17 protein-coding genes and 5 tRNA genes are annotated in these 23,685 nt (G+C 62.9%); 11 read left to right on the forward strand and 11 right to left on the reverse strand.

The window, feature by feature from the left end; all coding sequences use genetic code 11:
• Position 1: 1 nt before the first annotated feature.
• A complete protein-coding gene (locus KZO25_RS01545; protein WP_066451143.1) occupies positions 2 to 928 on the reverse strand; it encodes a MurR/RpiR family transcriptional regulator in 927 nt (308 codons plus the stop codon).
• A gap of 296 nt (positions 929 to 1,224) precedes the next feature.
• Here KZO25_RS01545 and KZO25_RS01550 point away from each other — a divergent pair, with 296 nt between their 5' ends.
• From KZO25_RS01550 to KZO25_RS01565, 4 genes are all read left to right on the forward strand, one after another.
• Entirely contained in the window at positions 1,225 to 2,031 is an 807-nt protein-coding gene (locus tag KZO25_RS01550; RefSeq protein ID WP_223135614.1) for an enoyl-CoA hydratase/isomerase family protein, read from the forward strand.
• 20 nt (positions 2,032 to 2,051) lie between these two features.
• Positions 2,052 to 4,256, forward strand: coding sequence for an acetate--CoA ligase family protein (locus tag KZO25_RS01555; protein ID WP_223135615.1), 2,205 nt, complete (start codon positions 2,052 to 2,054; stop codon positions 4,254 to 4,256).
• Positions 4,253 to 5,062, forward strand: a complete 810-nt coding sequence (locus KZO25_RS01560) for an enoyl-CoA hydratase-related protein (protein WP_223135616.1) — start codon at positions 4,253 to 4,255, stop codon at positions 5,060 to 5,062. The genes KZO25_RS01555 and KZO25_RS01560 overlap by 4 nt, the downstream gene beginning before the upstream one ends.
• Before the next feature lie 138 nt (positions 5,063 to 5,200).
• Complete coding sequence (locus KZO25_RS01565) at positions 5,201 to 7,132, forward strand: SLC13 family permease (protein ID WP_223135617.1); 1,932 nt, start codon at positions 5,201 to 5,203, stop codon at positions 7,130 to 7,132.
• 65 nt (positions 7,133 to 7,197) lie between these two features.
• Here the strand turns inward: KZO25_RS01565 and KZO25_RS01570 are convergent, their stop codons facing one another.
• The 4 genes from KZO25_RS01570 to betI all read right to left on the reverse strand — a co-directional run bounded on the left by KZO25_RS01570 (position 7,198) and on the right by betI (position 13,875).
• Positions 7,198 to 9,645 (reverse strand): acyl-CoA dehydrogenase, encoded by a 2,448-nt coding sequence (locus KZO25_RS01570; protein ID WP_066451133.1) that lies wholly within the window; start codon positions 9,643 to 9,645, stop codon positions 7,198 to 7,200.
• Positions 9,646 to 9,855: 210 nt separating this feature from the next.
• On the reverse strand, positions 9,856 to 11,547 hold the full coding sequence (betA, locus tag KZO25_RS01575; protein ID WP_223135618.1) for a choline dehydrogenase: 1,692 nt from the start codon (positions 11,545 to 11,547) through the stop codon (positions 9,856 to 9,858).
• A gap of 241 nt (positions 11,548 to 11,788) precedes the next feature.
• Positions 11,789 to 13,258, reverse strand: coding sequence for a betaine-aldehyde dehydrogenase (gene betB, locus KZO25_RS01580; protein WP_223135619.1), 1,470 nt, complete (start codon positions 13,256 to 13,258; stop codon positions 11,789 to 11,791).
• Positions 13,259 to 13,269: 11 nt separating this feature from the next.
• Positions 13,270 to 13,875 carry a transcriptional regulator BetI gene (gene betI / locus KZO25_RS01585; RefSeq protein ID WP_201025362.1) on the reverse strand — a complete coding sequence of 202 codons (606 nt, stop codon included), beginning with the start codon at positions 13,873 to 13,875 and terminating at the stop codon, positions 13,270 to 13,272.
• 231 nt (positions 13,876 to 14,106) lie between these two features.
• On the opposite strand from betI, the gene KZO25_RS01590 reads away from it, so the two are divergent.
• The 4 genes from KZO25_RS01590 (at position 14,107) to KZO25_RS01605 (ending at position 14,716) form a co-directional block, all read left to right on the forward strand.
• Positions 14,107 to 14,183, forward strand: a tRNA-Met gene (locus tag KZO25_RS01590).
• 132 nt (positions 14,184 to 14,315) lie between these two features.
• Positions 14,316 to 14,391 (forward strand) — tRNA-Asn (locus KZO25_RS01595).
• A 43-nt stretch (positions 14,392 to 14,434) separates the two neighbouring features.
• Positions 14,435 to 14,510, forward strand: a tRNA-Asn gene (locus tag KZO25_RS01600).
• Between the two features lie 130 nt (positions 14,511 to 14,640).
• A tRNA-Asn gene (locus tag KZO25_RS01605) sits at positions 14,641 to 14,716 on the forward strand.
• A 149-nt stretch (positions 14,717 to 14,865) separates the two neighbouring features.
• Here KZO25_RS01605 and KZO25_RS01610 read toward each other — a convergent pair.
• The 3 genes from KZO25_RS01610 to KZO25_RS01620 all read right to left on the reverse strand — a co-directional run bounded on the left by KZO25_RS01610 (position 14,866) and on the right by KZO25_RS01620 (position 17,497).
• Positions 14,866 to 15,822 (reverse strand): sulfurtransferase, encoded by a 957-nt coding sequence (locus tag KZO25_RS01610; RefSeq protein ID WP_223135620.1) that lies wholly within the window; start codon positions 15,820 to 15,822, stop codon positions 14,866 to 14,868.
• Positions 15,823 to 16,232: 410 nt separating this feature from the next.
• Positions 16,233 to 16,802 (reverse strand): carboxymuconolactone decarboxylase family protein, encoded by a 570-nt coding sequence (locus tag KZO25_RS01615; protein WP_223135621.1) that lies wholly within the window; start codon positions 16,800 to 16,802, stop codon positions 16,233 to 16,235.
• Positions 16,803 to 16,909: 107 nt separating this feature from the next.
• Positions 16,910 to 17,497: a TetR/AcrR family transcriptional regulator gene (locus tag KZO25_RS01620; RefSeq protein ID WP_223135622.1), complete on the reverse strand. Its 588-nt coding sequence runs from the start codon at positions 17,495 to 17,497 to the stop codon at positions 16,910 to 16,912.
• A gap of 289 nt (positions 17,498 to 17,786) precedes the next feature.
• Between KZO25_RS01620 and KZO25_RS01625 the strand changes: the two genes are divergently transcribed.
• Together KZO25_RS01625 and KZO25_RS01630 are read left to right on the forward strand one after the other, a co-directional pair.
• Positions 17,787 to 18,068, forward strand: a complete 282-nt coding sequence (locus KZO25_RS01625) for a hypothetical protein (protein ID WP_158509928.1) — start codon at positions 17,787 to 17,789, stop codon at positions 18,066 to 18,068.
• A gap of 89 nt (positions 18,069 to 18,157) precedes the next feature.
• The gene (locus KZO25_RS01630; protein ID WP_223135623.1) at positions 18,158 to 18,721 is read left to right on the forward strand and encodes a DinB family protein; all 564 of its coding nucleotides are present in this window, start codon (positions 18,158 to 18,160) and stop codon (positions 18,719 to 18,721) included.
• 121 nt (positions 18,722 to 18,842) lie between these two features.
• On the opposite strand, the gene KZO25_RS01635 is transcribed toward KZO25_RS01630, so the two are convergent.
• Positions 18,843 to 20,897 (reverse strand): carboxy terminal-processing peptidase, encoded by a 2,055-nt coding sequence (locus KZO25_RS01635; protein WP_223135624.1) that lies wholly within the window; start codon positions 20,895 to 20,897, stop codon positions 18,843 to 18,845.
• Between the two features lie 128 nt (positions 20,898 to 21,025).
• On the opposite strand from KZO25_RS01635, the gene KZO25_RS01640 reads away from it, so the two are divergent.
• Positions 21,026 to 22,345: a M18 family aminopeptidase gene (locus KZO25_RS01640; protein ID WP_223135625.1), complete on the forward strand. Its 1,320-nt coding sequence runs from the start codon at positions 21,026 to 21,028 to the stop codon at positions 22,343 to 22,345.
• A gap of 99 nt (positions 22,346 to 22,444) precedes the next feature.
• Here KZO25_RS01640 and KZO25_RS01645 read toward each other — a convergent pair.
• Positions 22,445 to 22,521 (reverse strand) — tRNA-Met (locus KZO25_RS01645).
• A gap of 53 nt (positions 22,522 to 22,574) precedes the next feature.
• On the reverse strand, positions 22,575 to 23,666 hold the full coding sequence (gene ychF, locus KZO25_RS01650; protein ID WP_066446373.1) for a redox-regulated ATPase YchF: 1,092 nt from the start codon (positions 23,664 to 23,666) through the stop codon (positions 22,575 to 22,577).
• Positions 23,667 to 23,685 lie beyond the last annotated feature (19 nt).

Raw genomic sequence — 23,685 nt, forward strand, 5'->3', positions numbered from 1 at the left:
GCTACTCATTGCTGACATAGGCACCCATCTCACGCATTCGCGATTCGAAGCTCGCCACGTTATCGACCAGGCGGTCGGGGCCGAAGGCCACGCACTCGGCGAGCAGCACTTCGATCAGGGTGATGGCGGAAAGGATCGAGGGAAAGAAGTGTGGTGTGGCATTGGCCACGGTGAAGGTGATGGCGGCGCCGGGCACCAGGGGGGAGCGCAGCGTGTCGGTCACCACGATGGGCCGGACGCCATTGGCCCGGGCGATATCGAGGGCGCGCACCGTTTCGCCGCAATAGGGCTCGAAGCCGAAGGCCACCACCAGGTCCTTTTCGCCGAAGGGGGCCAGCTCGGTCAATAGTCCGCCTTCCTGACCCCGTATGAGCTGGATGTTGGGCATGGCGATACGGCCCACGTAGGCGAAGTGGTAGGCACAGGCGAAGGTGTCTCGAAATCCCACCACGGCGATCTTTTCGGCGCCGAGCAGCATCCTGGCCGCATCGCGGACCCGGGCCTGGGTATCGGCGGTGAAGAGCCGGCCGATATTGTCGAAGGCCGCGTCGCCCACGTCGAGAAAGACCTGGTCATCGGTCTGGCTGGCCAGGTTGCGCAGATTGCTGGCCCGCCCGGAAAGTTCCACCGGACTCGCCTGCACCGCCGACTGGAATACCTCGCGAAACTGCTCATAGCTGTCGAATCCCAGTCGCTTGGCCAGGCGCACCAGAGTCGAGGCGGTTACCCGAGCCGCCGCGGCCGATTTGCGGATCGACTGGAAGGCGATTTCCACCGGATGTTCCAGCACATAGCCGGCGGCAAGCTTCAGCTGCGGGCTGAGCTCCGGATAGGCGGCGGCCAGCTGCTGGTTCACGGTATCCAGATCCGATGGGGGACTGGTCTCGTTATTCTGTGCGTCGGCGTTCTGCGGTTCCTGTTCCAGCACGTCGGTCTCCTGCAGGGGAGCGGTACCCCCAGTGGCATGATGCGGGCGGCCGGTAGCCGTCGCTCGGCATTGTAACGCATGGACTTCGTCAATGAATGAAACATTTGTTCCCTGTTCTGTTATTTTTCAATACGTGCGTATTGACGAGGATCCGTGGCTTGGCTAGGATGCCCACAATACATCTGTGCCAATATGGTTTTCATAATGGTACGTTTGTTTCCAGCGGAGGTTGCACTATCGGGTGTTATGCAGCCATCCACAGCCATCGTTCGATCACGAGAGTACCCGGTTCGCCCATGACTCAAGCCAGTTCCAGCCCCAGTCCCGAAACCCTGAATATCATCCATACGGGTGGCGTCTTGGAGATACGTTTCAATCGCCCCCATCGGCTGAATGCCGTCGTGGAGACCCTCTATACCGATCTGCTGGCGGCGCTGGCCAGCGCCGAAGCGGATAATGACATTCGTGCCGTGATCCTGACCGGTGAGGGTCGCGCCTTCTGTGTTGGCGCCGACATGAAGGAGCATGGAGGTGCCAAGCGCACGCTGTTCCAGCGTCGTCAGTACCTGCAGCTCGGCAACGACGTCTGCGAAGCGATCCTGCGCCTGCGCAAGCCGGTGATTGCGGCCGTCAACGGCTACGCCCTGGGCGCCGGTGCCGAGATGGCGGTTTCCTGTGACTTCATCGTCATGGCCGATGAGGCACAGATCGGCTTCCCGGAGACCAGTATCGGTACATGCGTCGGCGGCGGTGTTTCCAAGCTCCTGCCCCAGCTGGTGGGGCTGAACATGGCGCGCCAGCTGCTGTTCACCGGCAGGCGTATCGATGGCGAGGAGGCGAAGCGGATCGGCCTTGCCACTTCGAGCTGGCCCCAGGATTCGCTGTTGAACGAGGCCCACCGCCTGGCAGGAGATCTGGCGAAGCAGGCGCCTGTCTCTATCGCCATGCTCAAGCGCCTGGTGAACCAGGGCGGACACACCGACCTGGAAGGGCAGTTGCAGCAGGAGCTGGACGCCGTCTTCACCTGCTCGACCACCGAAGACTGGCAGGAGGGCGTCGACGCCTTCGCCGAGAAACGTACCCCGAACTTCAAGGGCCAGTGACAGGCCAAGGTAAGCGAAACATGAATCCCATCGAAGGACATCTGCCGACCCGCAGCCCGCTCCACGACATCCTGGCGCCGACCGGCATTGCCGTGATCGGGGCTTCGAGCGATCCCACCAAGCGCGGCTACAAGGCCATGGTCGGCCTGATCAAGGACGGCTACAAAGGCGAAATCTACCCGGTCAACCCCAAGGCCGACATGATCCTGGGAATCAAGGCCTGGCCCTCTGTGACGGCTATCCCGGGCAACCCCCAGCTCGCCCTGATCTGTACCCCGGCTGCCACCGTTCCTGCCCTCATTGCAGAGTGCGGACGGCGTGGCATCAAGGGGGCGATCATCCTGGCAAGCGGCTTCGCCGAGACCGGCGACGAGGGGATCGCCCTCGAGCGCGAGATGATGGCCAGGGCCGAGGCACACGGCGTGCGTATCATCGGTCCCAATACGTCGGGCGTGTTCAATCTGCACCACAGGATCAACCTGCTGGCGCTCGACAACGTCAAGGCGGGCGATGTGGGCATCATCTCCCAGTCCGGCAACATGCTGCTGTCGCTGGCGCTGGAGGCACAGCACAACGGACAGGTAGGCTTCAGCACCTATGTGGGCCCGGGCAACCAGAGCGACATTGGCTTCAACGACTACCTTCGCTACCTGGGCGAGGATGAGAACACACGGGTCGCCGCCCTCTATGTGGAAGGCTTTCGCGACGGTCGCAAGTTCCTGGAAGTCGCCCGGGATGTCACCGCCATGAAGCCGGTGGTGGTCTACAAGTCCGGCTCCACCGAGCAGGGCCAGAAAGCCGCCAGCTCCCACACAGGCGCCCTGGCCGGCAGCTACGCCATGACCGTGGACCTGCTGCGCCAGGCCGGAGTCAGCGTCGTGCAGTATTCCGACGAGATCCTGCCGGTTGCCGAGGGGCTGGGGTTGTTGCAGAAGGCGCGGGGCAAGCGCGTGGCGGTGATCTCGGACGGTGGCGGCCAGGCGACCATCGCCTCGGATCGCCTGGCCGAGGCGGGACTCGAACTCGCCGAACTCTCCAATGCCACCCGTCAGCGCCTGCGCGATATCCTGATTCCCCAGGCTTCCACGGTCAATCCGGTGGACGTGGCCGGCTCCACCGACGCCCACCCCTCCCTGCTGGCCACCTGCATGGAGATCGTCGCCGAGGACGATAATGTCGACAGCGTGTTCCTGGTCGGCATGTTCGGTGGCTACAGCATCCGCTTCGCAGAGTCGCTGCTGGGCGATGAGATGCGCGGCGCCGAGGCCATGGTGGATCTTTCCAAGGCCACCACCAAGCCGCTTGTGATCTACAGCCTCTATACGCCGATCAAGCCGCCTGCCCTGCGCCGTTTGCATGAGGCTGGCCTGCCCATCTACGCCTCCATCGAGCAGTCGGTCAGGGTGCTGGCGGCCCTGGGCGAGCGCGGCCAGTACCTGGCGCAGAGCCATGGCAAGCCACCGGAAACCGCCGTGGAACCGAAGCCGGCGCTTTCCGCCCTGTTCGCGCAAGCCCAGGCCGAGGGGCGCGATCTCTTCGAGTACGAGGCCAAGCAGCTCCTGCGCGATCATGGCATCGATGTGCCCCTTGAACTGGTGGTTCGTAGTGAAGAGGAGCTGGTCGAGGCCGCCGCCCGGTTCCGTGGGACCGCCGGTGATACGCCGCTGGCCATGAAGGTGGTTTCAAGGGACATCCTGCACAAGTCCGACGCCGGTGGCGTCAAGCTCAACCTGGTTGGCGAGCAGGCGCTGTGCCAGGCCCGTGCGGAGATTCTGGACGCCTGTCGGGCCTACGATCCCGATGCCGAAATCGAAGGGTTGCTGGTGACACCCATGGCCAGGAAGGGGGTGGAGGTGATCGTCGGCGTGATCCGGGACCCCATCTTCGGCCCGGTGCTGATGTTCGGCCTGGGTGGCATCTTCGTCGAGATACTCGAGGACGTGGCCTTCCGCTCGATACCGCTGACGCGCCAAGATGCCTTCAGCATGGTCGAACAGATCAAGGCGAAGAAGATCCTTTCCGGGGTGCGTGGCGAGTCGGCCGTGGATAAGGGGGCTCTGGTCGACCTGCTGTTGACGGTATCGCGGATCGTCGAAGCCTATCCCCAGCTTTCCGAGCTGGATCTCAATCCGGTGATTGCCCACGCCGATGGCTATGCGGTGGTGGATGCTCGGGTTATCGTGGATCGCACCATAGAGAGCACTGACAAGGAAGCCCACGCATGAGCCACTCCGCGTCTCAACCGACTCTGACCGACGCGCGCCTGAGCCTGGAAGGGCGGGTGGCGACCCTGACCCTGGACCGCCATGACGTGCGTAACGCCCTGACCGGCACCGCCCTGGTGGATGACATCGTCGCCACCGCCGAGTGGGTCAACCACTGTGACGATGTCTCGGTACTGGTGATCACCGGCGAGGGCAGTGCCTTCTCGGCCGGTGGCAACGTCAAGGACATGGCCAACCGCGGCGGCGACTTCGCCGGCGACGTGGCCGAGGTCGCCGCTCGCTACCGGCGTGGCATCCAGCGTATCCCGTTGGCGCTTCAGGCGGTGGAGGTGCCGATCATCGCCGCGGTCAACGGCCCGGCCATCGGTGCCGGCTTCGACCTGGCCAATATGGCGGATATCCGCATCGCCTCGAAAAGGGCGAAGTTCGGCGAGACCTTCCTCAACCTGGGCATCATTCCCGGAGACGGCGGTGCCTGGTTCATGCAGCGACTGATCGGCTATCAGCGCGCCTTCGAGCTGACTCTCTCCGGCCGCGTGATCGATGCCGATGAAGCGAAGACGTACGGCATCGTGCTGGAAGTCACCGAACCGGAGGCCCTGATGGCGCGTGTCGGAGAGCTTGCCACCCGAATGGCCACCCAGCCTCCCAGGGCGACTCGCTTGACCAAGCGTCTGATGAAGATGGGCAGTCGCATGGAGCTCAAGGACTTCCTCGACGTCTGTGCCGTCTTCCAGGGGATGTGCCACAACGAACCGGAACACCTCGATGCGGTAAATGCCATGCTGGAGAAAATGGCGAAGTAACCACCTTCAGGCAGAGAACCCGGCTCAGTCCGGGTTTTTTTGTGCCTCAGCGTAGGGCGGGATCCTGCGGAAAAGGCTGGATTTTTTCCCTGACTGCTGTTGTGCTGGAACGCATTGCAATCACAGGGAGGTGACCGGATGGCCGACCATACGCTGGTCTTCATCGTTCTCGGCCTGACCCTTGCCGCCTTCGTATGGGGGCGCTTCCGTTACGACCTGGTGGCGCTGACGGCCCTGCTGGGGTCGGTCATGCTGGGCCTGGTGCCCGGCGAGGAAGCATTCCTCGGTTTTGGCCATCCGGCGGTGATTACCGTGGCAGCCGTGCTGGTGCTGAGCCGCGGCTTCGAGCGCTCCGGGGTGGTGGACGTGATCGCCGAGCAGGTGCTCAAGGTAGGCGATCGTCTATTCCTGCAGCTGGTGGCGTTGAGTGGCACTGTCGTCGTGCTCTCGGGCTTCATGAACAATGTCGGCGCACTGGCTCTGCTGCTGCCCGTGGCCATGCGCCTGGCGCGGGAGCACGACACCTCCCCCTCACTGCTGTTGATGCCGCTGGCCTTCGGATCACTGCTCGGCGGCTTGACGACTCTGATCGGTACGCCACCCAATATCATCATTTCCAGTTATCGCGGCTCCATCACCGGGGACAACTTCGGTATGTTTTCCTTCTTTCCGGTCGGGGCGGCGGTTGCCCTGGCAGGCTTGCTGTTCATTGTTCTGGTTGGGTGGCGGCTAGCGCCGCAGCGTGCTGGCAAGGCATCCACTGAAGACATGTTTGATACCGCCCACTATCTGGTCGAAGTAAGGGTGGAGGAAGAGTCCAAGGCAGTGGGCTGGACCCTGCGTGAGCTGCAGCAAGAGCTGGAGGAAACCATCCCGGTGCTGGCGGTGGTGCGGGACGACAAGCGGCGTGCCGGTCACGCGTTTCTGAGTGTCCTGAAAGAGGGTGACATACTGCTGGTCGAAGCGGGGCCGGAGGAGATGAAGCTGCTCGAAGACAAGGCCGGATTGCGGCTGGGTATAGACCCCAAGGACGCGGAAGCAGTAGACGAGGAAGCTGAAGACGAAAGCCAAGAGGGGGAAGAGGACGACGTATCGAAAGAGCAACCCAGAACTTCCAAGCAGCCTGCGTCGAGCGTGGAGCCGCATAGCAAAGAGAGCAACAAGCCAGAGAAGGAAAGGACGAAGAAGAAAGAGAAGAGGGGGATCGATACCGAGGGGCTTGAACTGGTCGAAGCGGTGGTGCGCAATGACTCGATGATGGTCAATCGAACTGTCACCCAGCTGCGTCTGCATAACCAGTATGGCTTGCATCTTGTTGCTGTGGCTCGTGACGGCAGTCGGCTCAGGCAGCGGTTGCGCGATATTCGCTTTCGTGCCGGCGATGTCCTGTTGTTGCAGGGTGGTGAGAGCAACCTGACCGAGAGCCTGGCTACGCTGGGTTGTTTGCCTTTGGCGAGCCGCAATCTGACCCTTGGCCAACCGCGCTTGTTGGCTGTATCGGTCCTGATCTTTGCGGCGGCGATCCTTGCCATGATGTTCGACCTGCTGCCGGCTGCGGTGGCGTTGGCATCGGCAGCGCTGCTTGCGCTGCTGGTTGGGGTGCTGCCGCTGCGTGAAGGCTATCAGGCCCTGGACGGCCCGGTGATCGTGCTGCTTGCGGCAATGATCCCGGTGGGGCAGGCGCTGGAAACCAGCGGAGGGGCGGCACTGATTGCCGAGAACCTGCTGGTTCTCGGCGTTGACTGGCCCATCGTGGTGACGTTGGTGGTGCTGTTCCTGCTCGCGATGCTGCTCTCCAACGTGATCAACAATGCCGCTGCCGCCGTTCTTATGGCACCGATAGCGGCAAGTCTGGCCGGTGGCTTTGAGGCTTCTCCCGACCCCTTTCTGATGGTAGTGGCAGTCAGCGCCTCCTGCGCCTTTCTGACGCCCATCGGGCATCAGTCCAATACTCTGGTGATGGGTCCCGGTGGATATCGTTTCGGCGATTACTGGAAGTTCGGCCTGCCGTTGTCACTTGTAGTGCTGGTGGTGGCAATTCCCATGATTCTATTGGTCTGGCCACCCTAGCGCAAAATGAAAGCGCCCCGGCACGGTGAGTGTGCCGGGGCGTTTTTTTAGAGCGCCGTAAGCGATCAGGCAGCGTTGTGGCGCAGGATATTTTCCTTGTCGGTGGCGAATTCGTCGTATTCGAAGTCATCGACGGTGAGCATTTCCAGCACTTCCGCCTCGAAGGCGCGCATGAAGACCGCATCCTCTTCGGAAATGATCCCTGCCTCGAGGCCCGCTTCCACACGCTGTTCCGGATGGAGTGCATACATCGGCAGCTCGCCCTTGGCGAAGGCCTTGTTGAGCGTGCGATAGAGCGCTTCGGCGCGGTCGTACTCGTGCAGCAGGGCGTTGTAGTGGGCGAGAGGATTGTCCTTGACGCCATCCTGGGCGTCCCAGGTGTTCCGCAGCAGCTTGGTGCGGAGCGCGCTGTCACGGGATACCGCCTGGGCGATCTCTCGGGTCAGGGTATCGTGGGGGCGCTTCCAGCGACGCCCCAGCGGCATCACCACCGCACGCAGTGTGCCCGCAAGAATGCGATTCGGCATATTGTCGAACAGTTCGTCCAGTGCCTGTTCGGCACGCTCCAGCAGGAAGGTGCAGCTGTAATGCAACAGCGCGGCCTCACCCTCGACCTTGTCGCCTTCCTTCCAGCTCTTGAGCACCATGGAGGCCAGGTAGAGGTTGGAGAGCACGTCGCCCAGCCGCGCCGACAGCAGCTCGCGCTGCTTCAATGAGGAGCCCAGGCTGGCCATGGCGGCATCGGCACAGAGCCCGAAGCCGGCGGAAATCCGGTTGATGTCCTTGGCATAGGGCGCGGCGGCGGCATCGAAGGGGACACTGCCCTTGCCGATACCAAAGGCCAGAGTGAACGCCCGCGCCACGTTGCCGAAGATCAGCCCGGCATGGCCGAAGAAGGCACGGTCGAAGGCCTTGAGGTCGTCGGCATTCATGGCGGCCAGTTCCTCCAGGACGAAGGGGTGGCAGCGTATGGCGCCCTGCCCGAAGATCATCAGGTTGCGGGTCATGATATTGGCGCCCTCCACCGTGATGGAGACGGGGTTGCTGCTGTAGCCGATGCCGATGTAGTTGCGTGGCCCCAGGGTCACGGCCTTGCCGCCGTGGATGTCCATGGCGTGGGAGAGAGCGTCCCGCTGGAACTCGGTGAGCTGGCTCTTGAGGATCGCCGAGGGTACCGATGGCTTCTCGCCGCGATCGATGGTGTTGGCGGTCTGGTAGACGGCAGCCTGGGCGATATAGCCCAGGGCAGCCATGCGGGCCAGGGGTTCCTGTACGCCCTCCATTTCGGCCACGGGGACATTGAACTGGCGGCGTACCCGGGCGAAGCCCCCGGTCCAGCCGATGGCGTAGCGAATGGTGCCGCTGGCGCCGGAGGGGAGGGTGATGCAGCGGCCGATGGAGAGGCACTCCACCAGCATGCGCCAGCCCTGGCCGATCATCTCGGTGCCGCCGATGATGGTATCCAGCGGCACGAAGACATCCGTGCCCTTGATGGGGCCGTTCAGGAAAGGACTGCCGATGGGATGATGACGGCGACCGATCTCCATGCCGGCCGTATCGCGGGGTACGAGCGCCAGTGTGATGCCGCGGTCTTCCTCTTCACCCAACAGGTGGTCCGGGTCGAACAGGCGAAAGGCCAGCCCGACCACGGTGGCGATGGGTGCCAGGGTGATCCAGCGCTTCTCGAAGTTGAGTCGCAGGCCCAGCACCTCCTTGCCGTCGACGACCTCCTTGCACACGATGCCGGTGTCCGGCAGTGAAGTGGCGTCGCTCCCGGCGCGAGGGCCTGTCAGGCCGAAGCAGGGGATCTCGCGGCCATCGGCCAGCCGTGGCAGGTAGTGGTCCTTCTGCTGCTGGGTGCCGTACTTCAGCAGCAGCTCGCCCGGTCCCAGGGAGTTGGGTACGCCCACGGTGATCATCAGCATTTCGCTGACGGTCAGCTTCTGCAGCACCATGGACTGCGCCTTGGCGGAGAAGCCCAGGCCGCCATACTCCTTGGGAATGATCATGCCGAAGAAGCCCTCTTTCTTGAGGTACTGCCACAGCTCCTCCGGGAGGTCGGCGCGCTCCTTGGCGATTTCCCAGGTATTGCACATGCCGGCGGCAACCGAGCACTGGTTGTCGAGAAAGGCCTGCTCTTCGTCGCTCAAGCCGTCATCGCGATAGCGCATCAGGCTGGTCCACTGTGGCCGTCCCGAGAACAGCTCCCCATCCCAGGCAACGGTACCGGCTTCCAGGGCGGTGCGTTCGGTGTCGGAAACCCGGGGAGCGACCCGCTTGAACATCGCGAACAGCCGCGGCGACAACCACTGGATGCGCAGTGCCGGGAGGCCGGCGGCGGCCACGATGACAGCGCCGATCAGGAGCAGCACGCCAAGCACCGGCGACCCGAGGAGCAGGCCGGCCAGGCCGAGCACGGCCAGGACCGTCAAGGCGGGCACGGCGCCGGCTTCGCGGCGCATGACCACCAGGATTCCGACGATCGTCAGCAGGAGCAGTATCAGGGTGAGCATGCCTCGTCTCCGTTGAGAATGGCGTTTCGAACAAATGTTTGAATCTATCAGCCTAGCCGATGATGCAGAGAGTGACCAGCCCCTACTTGTAGCAGCTATGTCAATTGGCGGCCATTTCCTGGAGGGCCCAGTCTTGCTGGGGCGTGTCGGATACACACATGCAAGAGCGCCCCGCAGGGCGGGGCGCCAAGGGTGGGACAGGCTTGCGTTTCAGTAGAGTCGGCGTTCAGGCGCCTTGCGCGCCGGGATGCCTTGTGCGACGAAGTAGGGGGCGTCCGAAGGGGGCAGCGGTTCACGCCCGCGTATCCTGTCGGCCAGCTTTTCGGCCAGCATGATCGTCGGCGCATTGAGGTTGCCGGTGGGGATCACCGGAAACAGCGAGGCGTCCACGACGCGCAGCCCCTCGAGGCCGTGCACGCAACCGCTGCCATCGACCACCGCCATCTCATCGTTCCCCATGCGACAGCTGCCGCAGGGGTGATAGGCGGTTTCGGCGTGTTCGCGCACGAAGGCGTCGAGCGCTTCATCGGATTCGACATCCGGACCCGGTGACACTTCCCTTCCGCGGTAGGCATCCATGGCGCGCTGGGCAATGATCTCCCGGGTCAGACGGATGGCGTCGCGAAACTCCTGCCAGTCCTTTTCCTGCGACATGTAGTTGAACAGAATGCTGGGCGCGGCCTCGGGGTCCCGGGACGTCAGCCGAATCCTGCCCCGGCTCTCCGAGCGCATGGACCCGACGTGGGCCTGGAAGCCGTGGGCCTGTACCGCGCTCTTGCCGTTGTAGCTGATGGCGATGGGCAGGAAGTGATACTGCAGGTTGGGCCACGCTTCGTTGTCGTTGCTGCGAATGAAACCCGCTGCCTCGAACTGGTTGCTGGCGCCGACGCCGGTGCCCTTGAACAGCCACTCGGCGCCGATCTTGGGCTGGTTGTACCATTTCAGCGCGGGATAAAGGGAGATCGGCTGCGTGCACTCGTACTGGATATACATCTCCAGGTGGTCCTGGAGGTTCTCGCCGACGCCGGGCAGGGCGTGGACCACCGGGATGTCGAGCTCACGCAGGTGATCGGGGTTGCCGACGCCGGAGCGTTGCAGGATCTGCGGCGAGGCGATGGCGCCGGCACACAGCAGCACCTCGCGGTGGGCGCGGACCTGGTGGGGCTGGCCGCGGCGCAGATAGCGCACGCCCACGGCGCGCTTGCCCTCGAACTCGATCACGTCCGTGGTGGCGTGGGTCTCGATGGTGAGGTTCTCCCGCTGCTTGGCCTGGTCGAGATAGCCGCGAGCGGTGGAGGCGCGGCGCCCCTTGGGGGTGACGAAACGGTCCATGGGGCCGAAACCCTCCTGCTGGTAGCCGTTCACGTCGGGTGTCTCGGGATAGCCGGCCTGCACGGCGGCATCGATAAAGGTCCGATACAGCGGATTGTTGCCGGGCTTCGGGGTCGTGACAGAGATAGGGCCGTCGCCACCATGGTAGTCGTCGGGTCCGATATCGCGGCATTCGGCCTTGCGGAAATAGGGCAGGCAGTCGGCATAGGACCAGTCGGTCAGGCCGGGGAGGCTGGCCCAGTGGTCGTAGTCCAGCGCATTACCGCGGATGTAGCACATGCCATTGATCAGCGACGAGCCGCCTAGCCCCTTGCCACGGCCGCACTCCATGCGGCGGTTGTTCATATGCGGCTCGGGGTCGGTCTCGAAGGCCCAGTTGTAGCGCTTGCCCTGCAGGGGGTAGGCCAGTGCCGCCGGCATCTGGGTGCGGAAGTCGAGACGATAGTCGGGGCCGCCGGCTTCCAGCAGCAGCACGCTGACCTCGGGGTCTTCCGTAAGCCGGGCGGCAAGCACGTTGCCGGCCGAGCCGGCGCCGATGATGATGTAGTCGAATTCGCGAATCTGGGACATAACATTTCTCACTGATAACGCCACGGAAGCGGGCCTGCTCGCATGCGCAAGAAGTGTCGGCCCAGGGCAGGCGCGGCTGGCTGTAGCGAGGGGCGCCGGGGACAAGCCGAAGAGGAGGTCCTACGCCAGGGATGGCGTAGGTAGCGCCCAGGGAGGGGTTCACAGCGCCTCCTCGAAGGCTTGTCGACGGGTCAGCCCCGAGCGATCCAGTTAGCTGGAAAACGGGTGTCTTCACTGCCTCCTAGAACACCGACTCGAAGGGCCCCATCTCCACCTGCACCGATTTGGTCTGGGTGTAGTGGGCCAGGGTCTCGATGCCATTCTCGCGGCCCACACCGGACTGCTTGTAGCCGCCCACCGGCATCTCGGCTGGCGACTCGCCCCAGGTGTTGATCCAGCAGATGCCGGCCTCGAGGCGGTGGATGGTGCGGTGCGCCCGGGCGAGGCTCTCGGTGAAAACGCCCGCGGCCAGCCCGTAGTGGGTGTCGTTGGCGCGCCGGATGAGCTCCTCGTCGTCATCGAAGGCGAGTATCGCCATCACCGGGCCGAAGATCTCCTCTCGCACGATGCGCATCTCGTCACTGCAATCGGTGAAAACGGTGGGCGCGGCCCATGCGCCCTTGGCGAAGGCGCCCTCTGCCATCGGCTCACCGCCGATCAGTAGCCGGGCACCCTCCTGCTTGCCCAGCTCGATGTAGGAGAGCACCTTCTCCTGATGGCCATAGCTCACCAGGGGGCCGAAATTGGTCTCGGGGTCGAGCGGGTCGCCGGCTCTGATACGGGCCACGCGCTCGGTGATCTTCTCCTCGAAGGCCTCCTTCACGGAGCCATGGACGAAGACGCGAGTGCCATTGGTGCAGATCTGGCCACTGGAATAGAAGTTGGCCATCATCGCCGCATCGGCGGCGCGGTCCAGGTCGGCGTCGGCAAAGACGATCAGCGGCGACTTGCCGCCGAGCTCCATGGTCACATCCTTGAGCGAGGAGCCCCCGGCGGCAGCCATCACCTTCTTGCCGGTGCCCACTTCGCCGGTAAAGGACACCTTGTCGATGCCGGGGTGCCCGGTCAGCATCTGTCCCACGCGTCCGTCGCCCTGGACAATATTGAAGACGCCATCCGGCAGCCCGGCCTCGGTGAATATCTCGGCCAGCTTCATGACAGTCAGTGGCGTGACTTCGCTGGGCTTGAGCACCACGGCGTTGCCCGCGGCCAGCGCCGGGGCGGCCTTCCAGCAGGCGATCTGGATGGGATAGTTCCAGGCCGCGATGGCGCCGATCACACCCAGCGGCTCGCGACGGGTATAGACGAAGGACGACTCGCGAAGGGGAAGCTGGCTGCCCTCGATGGCGGGGGCCAGGCCGGCATAATATTCGATGACATCGGCACCGGTCACGATATCCACGGCGGCGGTTTCGCTGATCGGCTTGCCGGTATTGCGTGTCTCCAGCTCGGCGATCTCGTCATTACGCTCGCGTAGCAAGGCGACCGCACGGTTCAGGATGCGTCCGCGCTCCATGCCGGTCATGGCCGCCCAGACGCGCTGGCCCCTGCGAGCCGCGGCGACGGCGCTGTCCACATCGGCTTGTGAAGCCTGCTGCACCCTGGCGAGGAGGCTGCCGTCATAGGGGTTGTGGACGTCGAAGGTCTCGCCGGAAGTGGCTTCCACCCGGCGGCCGTCGATATAGAGTGTTTCGGTGTCGAGGCTTGCCATGGTTGCTCCTGTCAGGAAACGGGTGTGGATTCGTAGTTGGCCAACAGCTGATTGAGGTAGTCATGGGCCAGGCGTCGTGCACCGTCGGCATCCAGCCCTTCCGGCGTCAGGGCGCCGCGCAGCCAGAGGCCGTCGATTGTCGCTGCCAGGCCATGCGCGGCCTGGCGAGCCTTGGCTCGGGGCATCAGGCGGCGGAACTGGCTGCAGAGGTTGGAGTAGAGGCGTCGATCGTTGACCTGCTGCAGGCGCTGCAACTGGGGCTTGTGCATGCTGCTGGCCCAGAATGCCAGCCAGGTCTTGGCCACCGGGCCGGAGACCTGGCTGCGGTCGAAGTTGCCGTCGATGATCGCCCCGATGTGCGCGCGGGGCGACGCATCCCCCAGGGCGCGACGGCGAGCGGCGACGGCATCGCCAAGATCGGTGAGGATCTGTCGCATGGTGGCTTCCAGCAGCCCGTCCTTGCCGCCGAAGTAATGGCTGATGATCCCGGCGGAGACACCGGCATGCCCGGCGATGCGGATGACTGTCGCATCGGCAAGGCCGACCTCGTCGATGGCCGCCATGGTAGCCTGGATCAGCTGCTGACGCCGAATGGGCTCCATTCCAACCTTGGGCATCAGGCACTCCTTGTATCATGGTGACGACTGCCACCGGTGACGACGGTGTCGTCGGTCGCTGGCGGCACTATTAAGCATGGCTTGTAGCTAAGTATGTCTTGCAGCATGCCATTTTTTTATTGAACGTTCAATCAATAAAAGATAAGCGACAACCCCAGCTTGCCACCGTGACATGCTTCGGGCATAATTTCGCCCCGTTGACCGGGCAATGGTATTGGCTCGGCACCGAAAGGCTACGTAGCTCAGCTGGTTAGAGCACATCACTCATAATGATGGGGTCCCCTGTTCGAATCAGGGCGTAGCCACCAGAATACCTGAAGGCGCCCGCACGAAAAGCTCGTGCGGGCGCCTTTCGTTGTGCAAAGAAGCGGCCGGGGCGGGGAATCCGCCCTTGACCTGATCGAAGCGATCCGTATACTACGCACCGTGTTCAGGGCCATTCCCCGATAGCTCAGTTGGTAGAGCAAATGACTGTTAATCATTGGGTCGCAGGTTCGAGTCCTGCTCGGGGAGCCAATGAACGCGTGCTGATCGCACTAGTATCTGATTGAAGCGCCATTCCTCGATAGCTCAGTTGGTAGAGCAAGTGACTGTTAATCACTGGGTCGCAGGTTCGAGTCCTGCTCGAGGAGCCATCAGCTGCTGTTGAAAGCCATCAGCTGTTATTGAGAGCCATCAGCGCTTTGGCGAGAGCCATCAGCTTGTTGAAGGCCATCAGCTCTTGTATGTCGTCAGCATATCCTGCCTTGTTGTCGTCAAGACCGATCCCGGATAGCTCAGTTGGTAGAGCAAGTGACTGTTAATCACTGGGTCGCAGGTTCGAGTCCTGCTCCGGGAGCCATAAGGCCTCATCTCCGGCCTGCTTCACCCCATCTCTACGTTTGAACCGCCCCGTTCCTTCTCTCGATGGAGCGCGAATGAGCTGTGTCTCCTTGCCAGGAGCGACGCATCGGGCCGGCACCAAAGGCGCCTGGCCTTGACCCACCGCTTTCAATCGAGAGCCTCCTGAAGACGTTCCAGCCCCCGCCGGGCGAGTTGCACGGGGCGCGAGTCACTTATCGTCCATGCGGCCATGGAGCCGTCATACATTGCGACGTTGTCGAATCCGGCGACCTCGCTGAGCACAAACCAGTCCGTTGCCGCCCAGTGTCCGGTATTGCAGAAGGTGATGGTGCGAGCATTGCGATCCAGCTCGGCAGTGTTGATGCGTGAGGAGAGACCTTCCCGGTCCAGGTAATAGGCGCCCGCACGGTCGCCGAAGTTGCTGTGATGGGGCAGGCTCCTGGCGCCGGGTATAGTCCCGGCAGTTCTCACGGCCGGTGATATCGTTTCGCCGGTGAAGTAGTCCGATGGACGGGCATCGACCAGTTGGGTCTGGGATTGACGTGCCTGCTCAACCTGCTCGGTCGTGGCGATCAGCTCCTCGCGCAGGGTGGCATGAAACTGTTTGGCTTCAGTGGCGGGAACGGGGCCGCTGGCTACATCGAAGCCCTGTTGCTGCCATCCGGCGAAGCCTCCATCGAGAATGGCGACTTCGTCATGGCCCAGGATCTTGAAGGTCCAGTAGACGCGTGCCGCGCTGCCGAAATCCGTGGGGCCGGTCCCGGCGGGGACGATCACGACCGTCGTATCGTTGTCGATACCGAGGCTTCCGATCAATTCCTGCAGAGGTTCGATCTCCGGCAGCAGGCCCGCTACGTCGTCACGCTCTTCGCGCCAGCCATCGTCGGTGTAGCTGCTGTAGCGGCTGCCGGGGATGCGGGCGGCCTCGAAGCTTTGGCGGTCGCCGCCACCATCGATGGAGGAGCGTACATCGAGGACGACCAGGTTCTCGTCATTCAGGTGCTGGTCGAGCCACTCGGCCTCGACCAGAGGGGAAATCTCCGAGGCCTGGACCTGCGCCGATAACCACAGCGCACTGAGGGCGAGTACGAGAGCACGTAACATGAGCTTGACCTCGTCTGTCGGGTTTATCGTGAGCCTATGCTCTCGGCCAGGGAGCGGCAAAGGTTCAATAAGACCGAATGCCGTCTAGTACAGCATGCTCGGCAATAAGCGACAGGGAAGCACTGCACAAATGCCTGCGCGAGCGAATCGCTGCGTTGCGCGGTGCTGGTGCGCCAGCCCGGTCGGAATCCTCACATATACCCCATATGCTCCGGTTGACTCGAAGCCTTCGGCTTCTCGCTCCTTCGGAGCCATCCTGCGGATGTTTGTCGCTTTGCTCGGTTCTGCGCTCCGTGCGCCTTGTGCTTCATCTCGCTCGTCGATTTGTTCAGTGTTTCCACAGCGCATGATCCATGCACTATCGCGATTTCGGTGAGTATCGCCCCGACAGTGCATGTCGGGGCGGAGACTCACTTCTTCCAGGCGTGGCCAGCGAAAGCCTCGTCGAGCTCCGGGTGATTGAGGTGGTTGGAATAGTTGGACAGCGTCTTCACGGCCAGCGCCAGCACGATTTGCAGCACATGCTGCTCCTCGAAGCCGGCATCAAGGAATGCCGTGACGTCTTCACGGTTCGGCATGCCGCGGGTGTCGAACATGACGCCGGTGAATTCGCTAAGCGCAGCCAGGCGAGAGTCGGGAATCTCCCGATCCTCACGGATTGCCTCGAGCACGTCGGCGGGCACCTGAGACATTTTCTCTGCCAGCATGCTGTGGGCGGACATGCAGTAGCTGCAGCCGTTGAGTTGACTGATGGTCAGGAATACCACTTCCTGCTCCGGGGGGGTGAATCCGGAATCCTCTCGGAAAAGTTCATAGCCGTGCAGGTAGGTGTCAAGTACGCCGGGCGCCTTGGCCATGCCCTTGTACATGTTGGGCACGAACCCCAGCTTGGCGTTGGCCTTCTCGAGCAGTGGCCGTGCCTTGGCATCGGCATTTTCGAGTGTCTGCGGGGGGAGTTGGAGTCGATAGTCGGCAGTCATGATGACTCTCCTGTATTCCTTTCAATAGCGTAAGGGGACACCGTGGGGTGTCGGTTTATATATGTACTGATCGGTCCATATATGTCGTAAAAAATCACCTCGATCGTTCAGCGCAATGTGCCGAGCAGCAACTCGGCCGCGGCTTCAGTCTGTGCGGGTGCGGCGCCGGACTTGAGCAAGGTGCGCAGGCCGGCCATGCCCAGCGTGAGATAGGTTGCGAGCGCCAGTGCGTCACGATCTGAGGCGATATCGCCTTCGGCCTGTGACCGAACGACGGCCTCGTGGAACAGGGCAGTGATGGCTTGGACGCTGCGCCTGGCCTCGATGGCCGCGATGTCGCCACGTTGGCCAAGCTCACTGGCGGAATTGAAGATCAGGCATCCCAGGGCAGCTCGCTCGCTGCCGGACTCCTGGGCTGTCTCCACGAACAGCTCCCGAAGAAAACCCAAGGCCGAGGGCGACGCTTCCAGCCGGTAGTTGAGTCGATCGATCAGATTGCCGCGATAGCGGCGCAGCGCCTCGAGAAACAGCTGTTCCTTGTTGCCGAAGGCCTGGTACAGGCTGCTGCGCGATATTTTCATCGCCTCCAGCAGGTCGCGGGTCGAAGCACTGTCGTAGCCTCTGGCCCAGAAGACCTGCATGGCGGCGCTCGCGGCCTCGTCGGGGCTGAATGCGATGGGGCGTCCACGTGTCATGCCTTGAATTTAGAACCAATCGGTACATAAATCAAGCCTGGTGAAGTTCATCTTTCGACGCAGAACGCTGTAAGGACTGGAGGCAAGCGCCGACAGAGTCATCACGGCACACCAATAAGGGAGCAGCCTGCGGAAGCGCCGAAAGAGCGGAACAAGCGCGGAGTGACGGAGCAGTCGAGGCGCCATCGGCAGAGGGTGGCGCCGATAAGAAGCCAGCCGTAAGGGCTGACTTCTCTGCACGATGACATGCCATCGCATGTCTCTTCATGACACTACGGAGGTCATCATCATGACATTGCAAGACGAGAAGCGCCGAAGCCTGCTGGGAAGGCTCAGCAAGCAGCTGGGTTATGCAGCCCCGGCACTGGTGCTGGTAGCCAGTGGTGCCGCCTTTCAGGCCGTGGCCAGCGAATCATCAACGGAGCCTACCTACACCAGTGGCGTGGAAGCGCCTCTGATGCTGGCAGAAGCCCATGCCGAAGGCGAAGCGGAAGCCGAGGGGGAGGCAGAAGGCGAAGCTGAGGGAGAAGCGGAAGGTGAAGCTGAGGCCGAAGCAGAAGCCGAGGGCTAATGGAACGTTAAATCCCTGAGTGGGTGGTCGGGCCGGCAAACCTGGCGCCGGCCCCGGCTTTCTCACTTGCGATCAACAGGTAAACCGCCATGTCATCTATAATAAATCAGGCATATCCTCCCCAGGCGGGTCTCATTGAAGAGAACCTCCTGGCATTGTCACAGTTGGAGGAATTTCTTGATGCCCTCACGCCGGAGCAGTACCGGCACAACTTTGGTCACGATGGTCGCCATACGCTGGGCAAGCACATACGACACATCATCGATCACTATAATGCCTTGCTGAGCAGCCTGGACGATGCTGTGATCGACTACGAAGATCGTCCTCGGGATGAGCGTCTGGAGCAGTGGCCGCAACAGGCCGTTGATCGCCTGACTGACATCAAGGCTGAGCTGATCGCCCTGGTTGGGCACTGTCCAACTGGCTGCTTGAGCCTGAATTATCCCCTAGGCAGTGGCGTGCAGGTGCTGGATACCAGCCTGGCGCGCGAACTCGCTTTCCTGACCAGCCACACCATTCATCACATGGCGATAGTGGGCCTGCTTGCCGATCAGCTCGGCATCACCTTGCCCGAGGCGTTCGGCGTTCACCCCTCTACGTTGAGGCATTGGCAGCGAGACATCTCTCGCCCTGTCGCCGCATGGCCAGCATGATGGCCCGGGCGTGGAGCTCCGACCAGGCTGCGGGCGACTGAACGGCAGCACAAATGTCAGCTTGAGTCTGCCAGGTGCTTCAAGGGTAGGCCCCCCCGGCATTGCCGGAGGGGGGAGGGCATCAGAAGCGTGAGGCCATGCGGCGCTGAGTGAGCTCGGCATAGTCGGCGAGAATAGCGGCGGCCTCGGTCACCTGAACACGCTCTACGGGCTCTTCCTCGTCGTCTTCGTCGCGGGCATCGATAAGCTCTTCGAGGAGGTCGAGGCCCAGGGCGTCACGGCGCTGGTTTTCCAGCGACAGTTGCTCGGCGTCCCGCGCCTCGACTTCACGCTGGCGCTGTTCACGATCGAGGCTCACGCTGGTGTGCTCCTCGCGCAGGCGCCGAGCCATGTCGGCGCGCTGCTCCAGGAATACGAAGTTGGGATGGGTGTCGGCACGCTCCCGGTGGCGTGAGCGCAAGGTCTCCAGATACTCCCAGGGTTCGCCGTAGTGGCGATATTGCACTTCTTGAACGGTATCCCACTCCAGCGCGTTGTCCAGACTGCTTTCGCCGATCCGCTCGGGATCCACCAGGTTGGGGAACAGTATGTCCGGCTCGACGCCGCGATGCTGGGTGCTCTCGCCGGAGATGCGGTAGAACTTGGCTCGGGTGAGCTTGATCTGGCCATGGCTGAGGTCACTCAGAGTCTGCACAGTACCCTTGCCGAAGGTGGCATTCCCCAGCACCAGGCCGCGGCCATAGTCCTGAATGGCCCCGGCAAAGATTTCCGATGCCGATGCCGACAGCCGGTTCACCAGTACCGCCAACGGGCCGTCGTAGAGCGTGCCGGCCTCGGTGTCGCCATAGAGGCTGATACGCCCACGCGCATCGCGCACCTGAACGGTGGGGCCGCGGTCGATGAACAGGCCGATCAGCGAGTTGGCTTCCTGCAGGGCGCCACCGCCGTTGTTGCGCAGATCGAGCATGATGCCATCGATACCTTCCTCCTTGAGTCGCTCGACTTCACGGGCGACGTCACGGGTGGTGCTGCGGAATTCCTCCTCGCCGGCCTGCCAGGCATCGAAGTCGACATAGAAGGTGGGGATCTTGATCACGCCGATACGCTTCATGCCGTCGTCACGCTCGACTTCGATGATTTCTCCCTGGGCCGCCTGATCCTCGAGATCGACCGTATCGCGGGTGATCTCGACTTCGTGGGAGCGGGTCATGTCCATCGCTTCCGCCGGCACCACCTCCAGGCGCACCACGCTGCCCTTGGGTCCACGGATGAGATCGACGACCTCGTCCAGGCGCATGCCGACCACGTTGACGATCTCTTCGCCATCCTCCTGGCCGACGCCAATGATGCGGTCGGCCGGCTCCAGCACCCCGGCGCGGTCCGCCGGGCCTCCGGGAACCAGGCTCGAGACCTTCACGTATTCGCCGTCGGACTGCAGCATGGCGCCGATGCCCTCCAGCGACAGGCGCATCTGGATGTCGAAGGATTCACCCTGGCGGGGGGATAGGTACTCGGTGTGGGGATCTATGCTGCTGGTCACTGCGGCCATGAACAGGCCAAAGACGTCTTCACCGTTGGTCTGGCGAAGCCGGGAGAGCTGCCCTTCATAGCGCTGGCGCAGGTTGGTCTCGACCTGTTCTTCGTCCTGGCCGGTGATATCGAGGGTCAGGGCAGCGTTCTTGAGCCGCTTGCGCCACAGCTCATCCAGTTCCTCCTGATTCTCGGCCCAAGGGGCCTCGCTGCGGTCGAGCTCGAGTCGCATATCGGTCTCATACGTGTAGCCGAGGCCCTCGTCGATCTTGTCCAGCAGCCACTCGAAGCGCGACTCGGCGCGATCGTGATAGCGTTGATAGAGCTCATAGGCGGGGGCCAGCTCCCCCTCGAAGAGCATGTCGTCGATGCGCTCCTCGAGGTGACGAAAATCCTCGACGTCACTGCCGAGCAGGAAGGCACGCTGTCCATCGAGTACATCGAGATAGCGCTCGAAGGCCACTCGCGACCACTCATCGTCAAGGGTGGCATCAGCATAGTGCCCATAGCGCAGCGAGTCGGCCACCTCTACCGCTGCTTGACGCTGGGCTTCGCTGGGCTGAATCTTCGCCAGCGCCACATTGCTGGTAAGCAATACAAGGGCCAGCAGTATGGCTGAGTGCCGAATAACGGCTAGCAGGCTCATCAATGAAGCACTCCTGGTTTCGTGTAAACTTCCTTCCCTAGACACGCGCAAGGCTTGCGAGTTGCAAAGGACGACACGGTATTGTAGCAGTTGTCTCGTCAACCACAGACCCCCTGAAGAGGATTCTCATGTCACAGGAAGCCCGCATTGAGCGTCTGCTCGACTTTCTGCAGCGCTCGCCGACCCCTTGGCACGCCGTATCGGTCATGGCCGAGCGGCTAGAGGCCGCTGGCTTCCGTCGACTGGACGAGTCACACCCCTGGCAGCTGGCGGCCGGGGAGCGATTCTATGTTACCCGCAACGACTCCTCCATCGTTGCCATACAGCTACCCCGGGAGGGGCTCGACGCCCTGCGCATGATCGGTGCCCATACCGACAGCCCTGGTCTGAGGCTAAAGCCCAACGCTGCCCAGACATCGATGGCTGGCTGGCTGCAGCTGGGTGTCGAGCTCTACGGCGGGGCGTTGCTGGCCCCCTGGTTCGACCGTGACCTTGGCCTGGCGGGGCGCGTACACCTGCGCCGGGCCGATGGCCGGCTGGAAGGGTTGCTGCTGCATGTCGACCGTCCTGTGGCGACGATCCCCAGCCTGGCGATCCATCTGGATCGAGAAGCCAATAACGGACGAGCGCTGAACGCCCAGACCCAGATGGCGCCGGTCTTCCTCCAGGGGGGCGAGAAGGCCGATCTCACGCGGCTGCTGCTGGAGTGGCTCGATGCCCAGCATGACATCGGGGACGCGGAGATTCTTGATTTCGAGCTGGCGCTCTTCGATACCCAGCCTCCGGCGCGGGTGGGGGTGAGGGGCGAACTGATCGCCAGTGCCCGGCTGGACAACCTGCTCTCCTGCTTCATCGGCCTGGAGGCGTTGCTCGAGTCGGATGGAGCCCAGGGTGTCGTGCTGGTCTCCAACGACCACGAGGAGGTTGGCAGTGCCAGCGCCTGCGGCGCCCAGGGCCCCTTCCTGGGTGATGTCCTGCGCCGCGTCAATGCCCAGCTCGGCGATGTGGGCGGGGCGGGGGAGGGGAAAGACGAGAGCTTCATCCGGCTGATCCAGGCCTCGCGCATGATCTCCTGCGACAACGCCCATGCCCTGCACCCCAACTTCACCGAGAAGCACGATGCAGCCCATGGGCCGGCCCTGAACGGCGGTCCGGTGATCAAGGTCAATGCCAACCAGCGCTATGCCACGAACAGTGCCACCTCGGCGCTGTTCCGCGACCTGTGCCGCGAGGCCGGGGTTCCGGTCCAGGTATTTGCTACCCGCGCCGACATGGGCTGTGGCAGCACCATCGGGCCGATTACCGCCACCGAACTGGGTGTGCCGACGCTGGACGTGGGCGTCCCCCAGTGGGCCATGCACTCGATTCGCGAGACCGCCGGCGCCCAGGACGTGGAATACCTGACGCGGGCGCTCGTTGCCTTCTGCAATCGCGCAGAGCTGGCCTGAGCGACGTACGGGAGGCGCCGGTCCTGCTCCCGGATCTCAAATGGCGAGGATACTTGCCATACAAAAACCCGGCGCCAATGGCGCCGGGTTTTCGGTATCTGGTGGCTACGCCCTGATTCGAACAGGGGACCCCATCATTATGAGTGATGTGCTCTAACCAGCTGAGCTACGTAGCCATTCAACGGAGGCGAAGTTTACGGATTCGCCTCCGGCAGGTCAAGGTTTGTGGTTACACATTGAAGCGGAAGTGAATCACGTCGCCATCCTTGACCACATACTCCTTGCCTTCCAGGCGCCATTTGCCGGCATCCTTGGCGCCCTGCTCGCCGCCGAGGGTGACGAAGTCGTCATAGGCGATGACCTCGGCGCGGATGAAACCCTTCTGGAAGTCGGTATGGATCACCCCGGCGGCTTCCGGGGCAGTGGCGCCTACCTTGACCGTCCAGGCGCGGACTTCCTTCACCCCGGCGGTGAAATAGGTCTGCAGGCCGAGCAGGCCGTAGCCGGCGCGGATCACCCGGTCGAGCCCCGGCTCCTCCATGCCCATCTCGTCGAGGAACATGGCGCGTTCATCGTCGTCCAGCTCGGCGATCTCCGCCTCCAGCTGGTTGCACACCGGCACCACCACGGCGTCTTCCTCGGCGGCGATCTCACGCACCACGTCGAGGTAGGGATTGGCCTCGAAGCCGTCTTCGTTGACGTTGGCGATGTACATGGTCGGCTTGAGCGTCAGGAAGCCAAAGCTCTTGAGCTGGCGCTGCTCGTCATCGTCGAGGCCGAAGCTGCGCAGCGGCTGGCCTTCCGCCAGGTGGGGCTGGATGCGCTCCAGGATGGCCTTGGTGGCGATGGCCTCCTTGTCACCGCCCTTGGCGACACGTACCAGACGCTGGATGGCCCGCTCGACGGTATCGAGGTCGGCCAGGGCCAGCTCCATGTTGATGATCTCGATATCGGCCCGTGGGTCGACCTGGTTGGCCACGTGGATGACGTTGTCGTTGTCGAAGCAACGTACCACATGGGCGATGGCCTGGGTCTCGCGGATATTGGCCAGGAACTTGTTTCCCAGGCCCTCGCCCTTGGATGCACCCGCCACCAGGCCGGCGATATCCACGAATTCCATGGTAGTGGGCAACACCTTCTGTGGCTTGACGATGGCGGCCAGCGCATCGAGGCGTGGGTCCGGCATCGGCACGATGCCCACATTGGGCTCGATGGTGCAGAAGGGAAAGTTCTCGGCATCGATGCCGGACTTGGTCAGGGCGTTGAAGAGGGTGGACTTGCCGACGTTGGGCAGGCCGACGATACCGCAGTTGAAACCCATGATGATGTCCTGAAAGTGA

The sequence above is a fragment of the Halomonas sp. ANAO-440 genome, from assembly GCF_019915905.1.
Classification (GTDB): Bacteria; Pseudomonadota; Gammaproteobacteria; order Pseudomonadales; family Halomonadaceae; genus Halomonas; species Halomonas chromatireducens.